The 13,056-nt window shown below is 56.0% G+C and carries 12 protein-coding genes; 7 read left to right on the top strand and 5 right to left on the bottom strand.

Translation table 11 applies throughout. The features are described 5' to 3' along the window. Positions 1 to 256: 256 nt before the first annotated feature. The 7 genes from gltX to FIV03_RS19575 all read left to right on the top strand — a co-directional run bounded on the left by gltX (position 257) and on the right by FIV03_RS19575 (position 8,562). Positions 257 to 1,681, top strand: coding sequence for a glutamate--tRNA ligase (gene gltX / locus FIV03_RS19600; protein ID WP_152510680.1), 1,425 nt, complete (start codon positions 257 to 259; stop codon positions 1,679 to 1,681). Positions 1,682 to 1,917: 236 nt separating this feature from the next. Beyond that, positions 1,918 to 3,210 (top strand): citrate synthase, encoded by a 1,293-nt coding sequence (gltA, locus tag FIV03_RS19595; RefSeq protein WP_022998477.1) that lies wholly within the window; start codon positions 1,918 to 1,920, stop codon positions 3,208 to 3,210. Between the two features lie 435 nt (positions 3,211 to 3,645). Beyond that, positions 3,646 to 6,072: a methyl-accepting chemotaxis protein gene (locus FIV03_RS19590; protein WP_173013891.1), complete on the top strand. Its 2,427-nt coding sequence runs from the start codon at positions 3,646 to 3,648 to the stop codon at positions 6,070 to 6,072. Positions 6,073 to 6,472: 400 nt separating this feature from the next. Further along, on the top strand, positions 6,473 to 6,889 hold the full coding sequence (locus FIV03_RS19585; RefSeq protein WP_152510679.1) for a hypothetical protein: 417 nt from the start codon (positions 6,473 to 6,475) through the stop codon (positions 6,887 to 6,889). Positions 6,890 to 6,957: 68 nt separating this feature from the next. Further along, positions 6,958 to 7,119 (top strand): hypothetical protein, encoded by a 162-nt coding sequence (locus FIV03_RS31625; RefSeq protein ID WP_173013890.1) that lies wholly within the window; start codon positions 6,958 to 6,960, stop codon positions 7,117 to 7,119. 86 nt (positions 7,120 to 7,205) lie between these two features. After that, on the top strand, positions 7,206 to 7,538 hold the full coding sequence (locus FIV03_RS19580) for a hypothetical protein (RefSeq protein ID WP_152510678.1): 333 nt from the start codon (positions 7,206 to 7,208) through the stop codon (positions 7,536 to 7,538). After that, the gene (locus FIV03_RS19575; RefSeq protein ID WP_152510677.1) at positions 7,513 to 8,562 is read left to right on the top strand and encodes an aminotransferase class I/II-fold pyridoxal phosphate-dependent enzyme; all 1,050 of its coding nucleotides are present in this window, start codon (positions 7,513 to 7,515) and stop codon (positions 8,560 to 8,562) included. The genes FIV03_RS19580 and FIV03_RS19575 overlap by 26 nt, the downstream gene beginning before the upstream one ends. On the opposite strand, the gene lpxB is transcribed toward FIV03_RS19575, so the two are convergent. Genes lpxB through lpxD form a run of 5 tightly spaced genes read right to left on the bottom strand, consistent with a single transcriptional unit; the run spans position 8,543 to position 12,991 of the window. After that, positions 8,543 to 9,715: a lipid-A-disaccharide synthase gene (gene lpxB, locus FIV03_RS19570; RefSeq protein WP_286202209.1), complete on the bottom strand. Its 1,173-nt coding sequence runs from the start codon at positions 9,713 to 9,715 to the stop codon at positions 8,543 to 8,545. The two genes, FIV03_RS19575 and lpxB, sit on opposite strands and share 20 nt — an antisense overlap. 11 nt (positions 9,716 to 9,726) lie before the next feature. Then, complete coding sequence (lpxI, locus tag FIV03_RS19565; protein ID WP_152510675.1) at positions 9,727 to 10,632, bottom strand: UDP-2,3-diacylglucosamine diphosphatase LpxI; 906 nt, start codon at positions 10,630 to 10,632, stop codon at positions 9,727 to 9,729. A 3-nt stretch (positions 10,633 to 10,635) separates the two neighbouring features. Next, positions 10,636 to 11,433 carry an acyl-ACP--UDP-N-acetylglucosamine O-acyltransferase gene (gene lpxA, locus FIV03_RS19560; RefSeq protein ID WP_152510674.1) on the bottom strand — a complete coding sequence of 266 codons (798 nt, stop codon included), beginning with the start codon at positions 11,431 to 11,433 and terminating at the stop codon, positions 10,636 to 10,638. Between the two features lie 6 nt (positions 11,434 to 11,439). Continuing rightward, entirely contained in the window at positions 11,440 to 11,904 is a 465-nt protein-coding gene (gene fabZ, locus FIV03_RS19555; RefSeq protein WP_022998467.1) for a 3-hydroxyacyl-ACP dehydratase FabZ, read from the bottom strand. Between the two features lie 49 nt (positions 11,905 to 11,953). Beyond that, positions 11,954 to 12,991, bottom strand: a complete 1,038-nt coding sequence (lpxD, locus tag FIV03_RS19550) for a UDP-3-O-(3-hydroxymyristoyl)glucosamine N-acyltransferase (protein WP_055656567.1) — start codon at positions 12,989 to 12,991, stop codon at positions 11,954 to 11,956. Between the last annotated feature and the right edge of the window lie 65 nt (positions 12,992 to 13,056).

Below are 13,056 nucleotides of genomic sequence, written 5' to 3'. Positions count from 1 at the left end.
GAACGTCGTTTCTCGCGTATTTCAGGCTTGAGCACGGCAGGTGATAAATCCTCGCGCTCAACATCAAGGGTTGCCGTTTTCGACCGGCCGGCAGAAATATCGAGCGGACCGGACCGTGACGTCACTTCAGCTCCTCGTTTTGGTCCAAGAAATGGCCGGAGCCCCTATTTAGCCTCGCCAAAGCCTGTGCTAAGACCGCGCCACCAATCCGGCGCGCTCCGCGCCGTCATACTGACAGAGACTTTCATAAAGCACCATGGCACAGAACATCGTCACGCGCTTCGCCCCGTCCCCGACCGGGTTCCTGCATATCGGCGGCGCCCGCACCGCGCTCTTCAACTGGCTCTTCGCACGTCATCACGGCGGCAAGATGCTGCTGCGGATCGAAGATACGGATCGGGCTCGCTCCACGCAGGAAGCGGTGGACGCATTGATTGACGGCCTGTCCTGGCTTGGGCTCGACTGGGACGGAGACCCGATCTCCCAGTTCTCCCGTGTTGAGCGCCACAAGGAAGTGGTCGAGGAAATGCTGGCCAACGGCACGGCCTATCGCTGCTATTGCACCCCGGAAGAGCTCGACGCCATGCGCGAGAAAGCCCGCGCCGAGGGCAAGCCGCCCCGCTATGACGGAACATGGCGCGAGCGAGACGCCTCCGAAGCCCCGGCCGGAGTTGACCCGGTCATCCGCATCAAGGCCCCTCAGGAAGGCGAGACGGTGGTCGACGATCTCGTTCAGGGTCGTGTCGTGATCCCGAACAAGGACCTTGATGACTTCGTACTGATGCGCTCCGACGGGACGCCGACTTACATGCACGCCGTTGTGGTGGACGATCACGACATGGGCATCACACACATCATCCGCGGCGTCGACCACTTGACGAATGCAGCCCGCCAGACGCTCATCTTCAAGGCTCTGGGATGGGATGTGCCGGCGATGGCGCATATTCCGCTCATTCACGGGCCGGACGGCGCAAAACTTTCCAAACGTCACGGTGCGACCGGCGCCGAAGCCTATCGCGAGATGGGCTATCTGCCGCAGGCCATGCGGAATTATCTGGCACGTCTCGGCTGGAGCCATGGTGACGAGGAAATCATTTCGCTCGAAGACATGATCAAGTGGTTCGGTTTCGACGCTGTCGGCCAGTCGGCTGCGCGTTTCGATTTCAAGAAACTTGAGAACCTCAATGGCCATTACATGCGCGCGACCGATGACGGCGAATTGCTGGGCCATTGGAAGGTCTATCTCGCACATGCCGAAGGCGGCGACCAGATTCTCGCCTGGCTTGCCGATGGTGACAACGAGAACACCGCGCTTGCAGCACTTCCCGGACTGAAGGAACGGGCCAAGACCCTGGTCGAACTGACGGAAAGCGCTTCCTACCTGTGGCGTCAGCGCCCGCTCGACACCGACGAAAAGGCCCAGAAGATCCTGGACGACGACGCCCGGGCGATCCTGAAGGATCTTCACGAAGTTCTTTCCAGCGCTTCTGACTGGAGCGCGGACCCGCTGGAAACTGCAGTAAAGGCCTACGCGGAAGACAAGGAATTGAAACTGGGCAAGGTGGCGCAGCCGCTACGGGCCGCGCTGACGGGCCGAGGCACGTCGCCCGGCATTTATGACGTCCTTATCGCTCTTGGCCGGGAAGAATCCCTTGCCAGAATTCAGGATCAGGCAGCCTGAGACAAAGCACTGCCGGATGCATTTTTAGGCAAAAGCCAAGCTTCCGGCAGTCGCTCTGGTTGGCGAAATCCGTCTTTGACCAAAGCGTTATATCGGCCAGCTTGCGGCAGTGCAGTAAATGGGCTACGCAAGACGCGAAAAAGTCTCCAGTGCTGGTCCGGCAACCGGAAACGGGACCCATCGCCAGAAGGGTCAAACCAGGACAGCACATCCGTTTAACGTAAAGGGGTTTCTGAATGGCCGACAACAACGCCAAGCTCAATGTCGGTGGTAACGACCACGCATTCGACGTTCTTGACGGATCCATCGGACCGTCGGTTGTGAACATCTCGTCCTTGTACAAGGACACGGGCATGTTCACCTACGACCCGGGCTTCACCTCCACCGCCTCCTGCGAGTCCAAGATCACCTATATTGATGGTGACGAAGGCACCCTGCTCTACCGCGGGTACCCGATCGAGCAGCTCGCAGACCACGGCGACTTCCTGGAGTCCTGCTATCTTCTGCTCTACGGCGAACTGCCGACGAAGACCCAGAAGGACGACTTCGTCAATCGTGTGACCTACCACACGATGATCCACGAACAGATGAACCGGTTCTTCTCCGGCTTCCGTCGCGACGCCCACCCGATGGCAGTCATGGTCGGCACGGTTGGGGCGCTGTCCGCCTTCTATCACGACTCGACCGACATCACCGATCCGCACCAGCGCATGGTTGCGTCCCTGCGCATGATCGCGAAGATGCCGACCATCGCCGCAATGGCTTACAAGTACCACGTTGGTCAGCCATTCGTTTATCCGCGCAACGACCTGAGCTATGCGGCAAACTTCCTGCACATGTGCTTTGCGGTCCCTTGCGAGGAATACAAGGTGAACCCGGTTCTGGCCCGCGCCATGGATCGCATCTTCATTCTTCACGCCGACCATGAGCAGAATGCATCGACCTCTACGGTTCGTCTGGCAGGTTCTTCGGGTGCAAATCCGTTTGCCTGTATCGCAGCCGGTATCGCTTGCCTCTGGGGGCCGGCACACGGCGGCGCCAACGAAGCAGCGCTCAACATGCTGTCGGAAATCGGCTCCGTGGACCGCATTCCGGAATATGTCGCTCGCGCCAAGGACAAGAACGATCCATTCCGTCTGATGGGCTTTGGTCACCGCGTCTACAAGAACTACGACCCGCGTGCGCGCATCATGCAGAAGACCACGCACGAAGTTCTCGGCGAGCTTGGCATCAAGGACGATCCGCTGCTGGACGTGGCAATGGAGCTCGAAAAAATCGCGCTCAACGACGAATATTTCGTCGAGAAGAAGCTGTACCCGAATATCGACTTCTATTCCGGCATCACGCTGCGCGCGCTTGGCTTCCCGACCACGATGTTTACCGTTCTGTTCGCTCTGGCCCGTACCGTAGGCTGGATCGCCCAGTGGAAGGAAATGGTGGAAGATCCGTCCCAGCGCATCGGCCGTCCGCGCCAGCTCTACACTGGTGAGAAACTGCGCGACTACACGCCGATCGACCAGCGCCGTTAAGACAGCACACAGACAAGCGTCTGGAATTTGCAGCAGCATTTCAGCTGTATGCATATCAAAACGGAAGACGCTCGACTTTATTGCCGGGCGTCTTCTTCATTTTGTTACCCAGCGGAAACAAAACAAATCCAAGAAATATTATTTCAGCTCAATCCAGGAGAGAAAAAAAGATTTCACCCATAATTTCTAAAAAGAATAGAAATGATCGAATATTTACCAAGAAAATAAAAAGAAATAAAAAACAAAAATAACGCGTTCAAAAATCGAAATAGGATTCTTCTAATTTGCAAAATTACTACGGATATAAAGAATTGATCGTTATAATTATATCATAAATTCCCATTATTGAAAATTTTCACGAATAATAAGGAATCTTTGCTTACCCTTTCAAACAAATAGCGCGCATTGAACACGCCGGGGTTTCGAGGGGTTAACATGAGTTTCCTGAAGTTCGCTTCTGACTTGAAGTTTGGGGTAAAAGTCGGCGGTAGTTTTGCTGCCGTTGTTGCCCTTACAGGCATCGTAGGTGGTGTTGGCGCATACAGCGTCTTGACCCTCTCGGAGCGCATGGAGGTTGCCAAACAATCAACTTCCGCCATTGCGCAGTTGCAGAACCTCGCAAGCAAGAAGGAAAGCTTCCTGTCCTCACAGGACCTTCAGACAGCTGAGGCAACGATCTCCGACATCGGTGTGTTGAGCGCCGAACTTGAAACGCTCCAGAACCAGCTGAAGGCTGATCCCGAAGCTCAGGTTCCCGTCGCTGAAGCAGCTACTGCTGTAAAGCAATTCCGTGAGGCTTTCGAAGAGGTCGTCGGCCTGACGCAGACACAGACCGCAAAGCAACAGCAACTTGATGGCGCTGTGCAAAATCTTGAGAAGATCTCTTCGGAGATCCTCGGCAAGGCCCTGATGGCGCGAGACGGCGTCAGCCAGGACGAGACAAACGCACGCAAGACGCTGGTGCTCGCCAACAAGGTCGGCCAGGCTGCTGCCGGCTTTCAGGAAGAGGCACTTACCCTTCAAAATCTTTTCAACGCCGCAGCCAACAACGCCAAGCAGCTTTCAGACATCAAGGACCGGGTTGCCCTGCTTGTGCCTTCTGCCAAGCAGATGGCCGCAAACAGTTTTGACGGCGTCGACCCGGGCAAGTTTCAGCAGCTTGCCGCCAAAACAGCCGAACTGGAGCAGACACTCGGCAAACTGACCGAGACGAAGGACTACATCGCGATCTTCGACCTGACAGATGCCGCCAAGGCAGGGTTCGAGCAGCTTGTTTCCGATGTGAAGGAAATCCGTTCACAGGCAAATGTGGCCATCGACAATGTCTATGCACAGGCCGACCAGATCAACCAGCGCTTCTATGTCGTCGACAGCGTCGCGGACACGGTTATGCAGATCGAGGCAGACGCAAACGCGGTAAAGGCCGCCGCGTTCTACTTCATGCTGTCGCCGAGCGACACGTCTCAGCAGGCCGTGACGACCGGTCTCGAGGGCCTCGACAAACTGGCGTCCCGACTCGAATCGAGCGCCAAGGACTTCCCGGCGATCTCCGACATCGTTCCGGCGGTGAAGAGCTCTATCGACAGCTTCGCTGCGAGTTTTTCCGAACTGGCTTCAAACCAGCTCCAGCTCGCCGGACAGATCGATACCATGACGGATCTGTCTCAGACAGTGCAGACGCAAATCACCACCATCTCCACCAATCAGAGCGCTGCTGCACAGGCCTCCAGCACCAGCGCACTTGGCGTTATCAGCCTCGCCCTTCTGACAGCCATCCTGGCCGGCGTTGGAATGGCTATCGCACTCAACTTCGCGGTGACACGCCCTCTTCGCCGGACGACCGAAACCATGTCCCGCTTGGCGGAAGGTGACACGGATGTCGAGATCGACGGTACCGGGCGTGGTGACGAGATTGGCGACATGAGCCGAACCATGCAGGTCTTCCGCGACAACGCCGTTGAAAGACTGCGCCTGCAGTCGGAAACAGAGCAAGACCAGCACCTGCGTGCAGAGCGGCAAGCCCGCATTGAGGCGCTGATTTCCGGTTTCCGTGAGAAAGCGACAGAAGTCCTGGGCTCCGTTGCAGAGACGGCTCAGACACTTGATGGCACCGCTCAGGATCTCAGCGCTATCGCCAGCCAGAACTCCAGCCTTGCCGATAGCACCTATGGCGTCACCGACGAAGCGACACAGAACGTTCAGACGGTTGCGAGCGCTGCAGAAGAGCTTGCCGCTTCTATTCAGGAAATCTCCCGTCAGGTGAACCAGACCACGCAGGTTGTCGACCGGGCAACCGAAGGCACCCAGGTTACCAACGAAAAGGTTCAAAGCCTTTCAACTGCAGCCACCAAGATCGGCGAAGTCGTCAACCTGATCCAGGCGATTGCAGAGCAGACCAATCTCCTGGCCCTCAATGCAACGATCGAAGCTGCACGCGCCGGCGAGGCCGGCAAGGGTTTTGCAGTCGTTGCCGCCGAAGTGAAGGAACTGGCAACCCAGACGTCCAAGGCCACTGAGGAAATCAGCTCGCAGATATCCGAAATCCAGAACGCAACCAAGGACGCCGTTGTCGCAATCGAGGCGATCACACAGACTATGGAAGAGGTCAACGAATACACCTCAACCATTGCAGCGGCAGTCGAACAGCAAGGTGCTGCAACGAGCGAAATCTCGGTCAACGTTCAGCGGGCCGCCGAGGGCACTGGTTCCGTAAAGACCAACATGTCGGATCTATCGCAGGCAGTCGCCCAGACCAGTCAGAACGCCAATCTGGTTCTCGGCGCTTCAAGCGAATTGTCTCAGAAAACCGATATTCTGAAGAATGAAGTTGGACATTTCCTGGACAACGTGGCGAACGCCTGAGCAAAGCAACCTGATCCCACGAAACTTGGAAAAACCGGGGGCGTACTGCACCCGGTTTTTTTGTTTGTCTGGCCTGCACCGGTTCATCGGAGCTTCCAAAAGTTTGCCCCATTCAGGGGCGCGACTGCTTCATGTCTTAATTTTCAGCATGAAAATGTCGTCGCGACAGAGTTGCCATTTCAGCGAAAGCTGAGTGTTTCTCGCGTAAAAACAATCACTTGAAGAAGATAAGAATATTCACAATATTCCAATCAATATTCGTTAAAATACTATCGATTAAGCTGAAATTCACCTAAAGTTATTTTTGGTAATTTCATTACTTTTATTCGATTATCACTTAAAAAATTTGCTGCTACGCTCCCTAAGTCATTTCGTTTCTTTGAAATGAAGGGAGAAAATAATGACTGCTTGTAGTATTAAATCACTTACAGTTGCGGCAACAATTAGCCTCTTCGGGTTGCCAGCAATCGCAGCCGACATAAATCTTTCTTTTGACAAGATAACAACTGTCGAAGCTGACGGTGACATGTCGGTGTGCACCAAAAGGTATGGATCCGGTTACAAGACAAGCGCATCTGACAAAGGTGCTGAGCACCGGGTGACGGACAACGGACACTCGTTCAAAGTAGTCAGCAACGATGTTTCTCAGAACATGGGAGTCGTTTCGTTTCACAATACCTACCTGATGTCCTTTGATGGTGAAACGGACCCTGTTTCAGCTGAACTGTGGGCGACCGGTCTGGTCGGCGAACCGGTGTTCCGTGGAACTTTCTCGGATGGCACCTGCCGCGGCCACGTTGATATGTCAGCGTCCTGAACCGGCGAAGCCGCAACTTCCATAATTTCCTTTTTGTTCCCGCTTTCATCGAATTGGGAGAAAATCACATGAAAAATCTCTTGAAACTCTACCAGCAAGCAAATCGTTTTCCGCACGACATCAACCAGGCCGACAGCAAGGCTCTCTGCTACGGCGGTCATTGCGTTGTACACATTGATCCCTCTGCCGAGGGTGAAACGGTCGACCGTAAAACGTCAGAAAAGAAGTAACCCTTCCAACATTTTACCCGTTTCCCGGACCAAAAGGTGAGCCTACGTTGCCCCGGGAATCGGGCATCACGGAGAAAGGGAATGCGATGCCGACAGCTGAATTTGCCTTGCCCTTCGATACTGTCGATGAGCTTGATCTGGAATGCATCATCACCAAGTTGACCGCCTCGGATACCGCCGGCGGATACAACTGGCCTGTCTCCTCGGCCCGCAAGGTTGAAGAGGCCTACAGGTCGTTCCTCAAATCTGCCAGAGACCAGATGCAAAATGGCGCCAACATGAGTGTGCACCTGCAGCCAACCCACGTCGTCGATATCTTCTGGCACACCCACATCCTCTTCACGCGAGAATACTTCAAGGACTGCGAAGCGGTCTTCGGACAATATCTGCACCATGAACCAGTTTTGCCCGGCCAGTAACCGTCTCAAACACCCGAGAACTGCTGCTCCCTTCAGGCTGGATCATCTTCTGAAGGAGCGCCAAGACCTTTTCAGGTGGCCCAAAACCTTCGAAGCTGACATTCATGCAATAACGGCCCACATTGGCGAAGCTGCCAGCGCAGGCGTACTGGCCGGGTTAGAAACGGACCTTCAGGAAAAAGCTGAGAGAGCAGCGCGCACTGCTTTGGAACTTTCGGAAGGTGTCTCGGCTGTCTTCGGCCACAGTATTATCCAGCTCCTGGAGCAGGTTCTGATCACCCGATCCGAGAACCATCCAGTGGCGACCTTGAACAAGGATTTCTTCCTGTTCGACAAGACCTTGATGAAACTCGGTATCGCACAGGAGAAGTTCCCGACACTGGACGAGTTGGTCAGGAAATCTCCTTCGCATCACACTGTCCTGCTAAGTGCACCGAACAATCCGACCACGCAGGATCTTTCACCTTGCGAACTGGCGGACCTGGTGAGTGCCAGAGAAGGACTGGTGCTCCTGGACGAGGCTTACGTGCTTTTCTCAGAAGACCCAGAACACCGCCTCGCCTTTTTGAAGAAGCATCCCAACCTGGTTCTTTTGCGCGGCACCTCAAAGAGCGGTCTTGCGGGTCTTGGGCTTGGTTATATGCTTTGTAGCGAGACGACTGCCGTGGAGTTCCTCCAGTCACGCGTGAGCAGTATGATAAGTGCCATTCAAGCTGCCATGGCGATACGCTTGTTCGGCAAATACGATGAGCTCCGGCGCATGGCATCCCGTCTCGCGGGCATGCGCGACGACACCGGACGCAGGATCGCGCAGGAGACGCGATGCCATCCGGTTTCTGGTAGTTGCGACTTTCTTCTGATACGCACCGGACGCAGCGATTGCAGCGAAATCGTCCGCACGATGAATGACAGTGGAATACCCGCCCTCGCCTATGAACCGCTGCCCGGCTATGAAGACGTGGTGAAACTGTTCCCCGCCGCTTTTGAGCGAGGCGACGACATCGTCAGGATCCTGTCTTCATAGCAGCAAGCACGACATCGGCTGCAGCCCCGCGCTGGCTATGCCCGTCCGGCAATCGCATAACATCATCAAGCTTTTGCAGATGCTCGATCTGTTGCTGGCGTTCAGGACCGCTGTTCAGAAGCTCAACGAGATGGTTCGCCAGCACCTTTGGCTGGACTTCCTCATCAAGGAACTCCGGAATGGCTTTTGTTCCCAGGATGATGTTTGGCAGGACAAAGGAATCAACGCTCGAGAATTTGAAGACCCGGTTGAGTTCCTTCATCCGTCTGAAAAACCAGTCGACCTTGTAGGCAACGACCATCGGAACGCCTGATAGAGCCAACTCAAGTGAAACAGTGCCTGACGCGGCCAAGGCTGCGTGCGCCTTTCTGAAGGCCGCCCGCTTGGCGTCCAGGCCGGTCACAATCTCGACCGGAACAGGCCAATGGGCCGTATCCTGCCGGATCTTGTCTTCAAGGTGCGCGACTGCCGGCAGAATAACCTTGAGCCCGGGCAACTTTTCTTTGACGATCGCAACGGTCTTGGCGAAGTCGCCTAGCAACCTGTCGATTTCACTTCGCCGGCTCCCCGGAAGCACAAGCAGGATCTTCTCCTCTGCCTCTACAGGCGCTCTTTCGCCAGTTGAAGGACGCAGTTCGGAAGCGATTTCACTCAAGGGATGGCCGACGTAATGGGTGCGCGGGCCACCGAGCTTGCGGTGCACATCAGGTTCAAACGGCAACAAGGCCAGAAGGTCGTCGACGTAGACGCTCATCTTGCGGGCCCGGCCTGGACGCCAAGCCCAGACAGAAGGCGAAACATAACCAACGATGGGTATATGAGGCGCGCGCTTGCGCACGCGCTTGGCAACGTTATGCGTGAAGTCCGGACTGTCGACGATAACCAGAATATCCGGATTGGCCGCAACCACGGCATCCACGGTCTGGTAGACCCGCTTGATGATCAACGGCAATCTGGCGAGTACTGCCGTCAATCCCATGACGGAAACATCAGACATGTCAAAGAAGCTTTTGAGGCCCAGAGACATCATCCGTTCGCCGCCGACACCGCAGTAACGGACACCTACGCCCAACCGTTCGTTGAGCGCTTTCATCAATTCCGACCCGAGCTGGTCACCAGATTCTTCGCCTGCAACCAGGCAAATCGTGGGCATTTTTCCTGTCATCACGAACGCTCGTCCGATTGTCCCTTTGAGGAGGCACCAATCCTCGTGCCGTGCTCTATACCGATGACAAAAAGGCCGGCATTGTCCGCCTTCCTGAGCGTCTCTTCCTTTTCCGCGATCAGTGCGCCGCTCGCCTCAACTGCAATGCCGGCAAGGCCTGCTGCAGCTGCGAGGTCAATAGTCATCGGGCCGACGGTTGGAAGATCCACCCGCAAGTCCTGGTTCGGCTTTGCTGTCTTTACCAAGACACCCGCGCGGCCTTTGGAACGGATCCTGCCAATGCGCTTGAGCTCCGCGCAGCGCTGCAGCATGGCGTCGGTCCCTTCTGCCCCTTCAAGCGCAACAACCCGCCCACCAACGGCAATCGCCGCCTGACCGATATCGAGTTCACCGAGCTTTTCCGTCGCCCGCAAGGCCAGCTCAGCATCCCGCCAGTCTCCCTGGTTCGGCTGAACTTTGCCAAGCACACCACTTGAGGCAAGCAGTTGCGGCGCCACATCCTTGATCCCCACAACGCGATACCCCTCAACTTCAAACAGCCGGATCACCTTGGTCAACAGACTGTCATCACCGCCGGCCAGTGCCCGGATGATCGTCGGCAATCGCTTCAAGGTACCCAAATCGCCAAGTATGGACGTGAAATCGGGGCGCCTGGATACACCTCCGATCAGAAGCACGTCCCGGCACCCGGTCTTTTTCAGAAATTTGTAAAGCCGGCCGATTTCGCCCCAGCCGAGTTCGGTATCGGCCTGTGCCCGCGTGCGTTCATCAGCTTCGCCCTTGATGGCGATAATCCTGAATTCACGTCCGGCGCTTCTGAGCGCTTCAGCAATCTGACAGGGCAGACTGCCATTGCCTGCGATCAGGGCAAGGCGTGGCTCCAGTCCCGTATCTGCCCCGTTCATCCGTCAGTCATCGCTGCGCGGCGTGCAGAACCGGCGGTCTTCCTTTTCAAGGATGAAGTCGGTAACCGTCTTGACCAGGGGTTGATCGGCACCTTCTGCAGCAACAGCTTCTGCCCGGCTGCGCAGGGTTCCTTCGTTGCTCTCAAACAGTGCGCGATAAGCTGCCCGCAAAGCGTGGATCTGCTCCCGAGGCAAGCCCTTGCGCTTGAGACCAACCAGATTGAGACCGGCAAGACGTGCGCGGTCACCGATCACGGAACCATAGGGAATGACGTCGAATTCGACGCCGGTCATTCCGCCGACGATCGCACCTGTTCCAACGCGAGACCATTGCCGGACCGCACTCAAGCCGCCCAGAATGACGAAGTCGTCAAGCTCGACGTGACCTGCAAGCGTGGCGTTGTTCGCCAGAATTGCGTGATTGCCGACCTGACAATCGTGGCCGACATGCGAGCTCATCATGAACAGGCAATTGTCACCGACCCTGGTATAGCCTCCGCCACCTTCCGTACCGGGGCTCATGGTGACATGTTCACGGATTTGGTTGTTGGTGCCGATTTCCAAAAAGCTCACTTCACCCGCAAACTTGAGATCTTGTGGCTTGTGACCAATGCTGGCGAAGGGAAAGATATGCGTTTTGGCACCCACACTCGTGTGGCCCGTGACGACGACATGCGATTCCAGGATAACTCCGTCAGCAAGTTTCACATTCGGGCCAACTGTAGAATAAGGCCCGATTCGAACGCCCTCGCCGATTACGGCCCCGTCTTCGACTATGGCCGTTGGATGTATGTCAGTCATATTTCCTCACGCATCTACCAGCATGGCGCTGACTTCAGCTTCTGCGACCTTGTTGCCATCGACCTTGGCAACGGCGTCGAACTTCCAGATGTTGGAGCGTTGCTTGATCTTCTTGACGTGGAAATGAACCTGATCACCAGGCTCCACAGGACGGCGGAACTTCGCCTTGTCGATGGTCATGAAATAGACAAGCTGCGGCGGCGCATCGTCACCACGGGCATGCACGCAAAGAGCCCCGGCAGTCTGTGCCATGGCTTCGATCAGAAGAACACCCGGGAATACGGGCCGCTCCGGAAAATGTCCGGTGAAGTGCGGTTCGTTGATGGTGACGTTCTTGATGCCGATGCAGCTGTTGTCGCCATCCATCTCGATGATCTTGTCGATCAGAAGAAAAGGATACCTGTGCGGCAGCAGCTTCATGATCCGCATGATGTCTGCGCTGGCAAGTGTTTTGTTTTCTGCGTCTTCCATATAATACCCCTTGGCGAATTACCGCCGCAAAGTCCTGTTTGTATTCCGTTTACGATCCGCCGCCACGCTCTGCAAGCTTTCTGACGGCAGCGACTTCACGGAACCACTGTTTGACCGGCTTTGCGGGCGTGCCGCCGTAGCGTCCCCCGGCAGGCAAATCATCGTTGACTACGCTCACCGCGGCCACCTGCGACCCCATGCCGATCGTTACGTGACCACGCACACCGGTTTGCCCGCCAATGGCGACGAAATCCTCGAGTGTGCAGCTTCCGGAAAGACCGACCTGAGAAACGATCACGCAGTGACGGCCGACCACAACATTGTGGCCAATCTGAACCTGGTTATCGATCTTCGTGCCTTCGCCGATGATGGTATCCCGGTTTGCGCCACGATCGATGGTGGTGTTGGCGCCGATTTCAACGTCATCCTGAATGATCACGCGGCCGACCTGGGGAACCTTGAGATGCCCCATCGGCCCCATCGCATAGCCAAAGCCATCCTGACCGCAGCAAACGCCAGGATGCATATAGACGCGGTTGCCAAGCACAGTGTGTTGAACCGTGCAATTCGAACCGATTACACAGTCCCGGCCAATCTTGACGCCCTGTCCGATGACAGCGTTGGCCCGGATCACCGTGCCCGCACCGATCTCTGCCCCCGCGCCGATCACGACACCAGGTTCTACCGTGACATTGTCTTCCAGTGACGCAGCCGGATCGATTACAGCCCGTTCTGAAATGACTGCAGCGCCAGGTTCTACCGGAACCATGGCTGCAGGATAAAGCTTGGCGAGAACCTTCGCCCAGGAGCGATAGGCATCTGAACATACAAGAACAGCAACGCCCTCCGGCACCTTGTCCTTGTGTTTCCGGTTGACCAGGCATGCAGCTGCCGTGGTCCCGTCCAGTTGCTTCAGGTAAGCGGTGTTGTCGAAGAACACCAGAGCGCCGGGCGTGGCATCTTCCAATGGCGCTACACCTGTTATTTCCAGGGTAGGTTCGCCGCGAGCGATCTCAGCTTCCGCCCACGTTGCGATGTCTGAAAGAGAGACCGGAGCCGGAGACTCAAAAAATTTTGGCTCGGACATGATGTTATCCTTCTTGCCAGCCAACAAAAACGGCCGCCGAACGTGTCGGCGGCCGTTTTTTATCC

It is taken from the genome of Labrenzia sp. THAF187b, assembly GCF_009363375.1.
GTDB classification, from domain to species: domain Bacteria; phylum Pseudomonadota; class Alphaproteobacteria; order Rhizobiales; family Stappiaceae; genus Roseibium; species Roseibium algicola.
The sequence above is the reverse complement of the archived record's forward strand: the minus strand, read 5'-3'. Positions and strand labels throughout refer to the sequence as shown.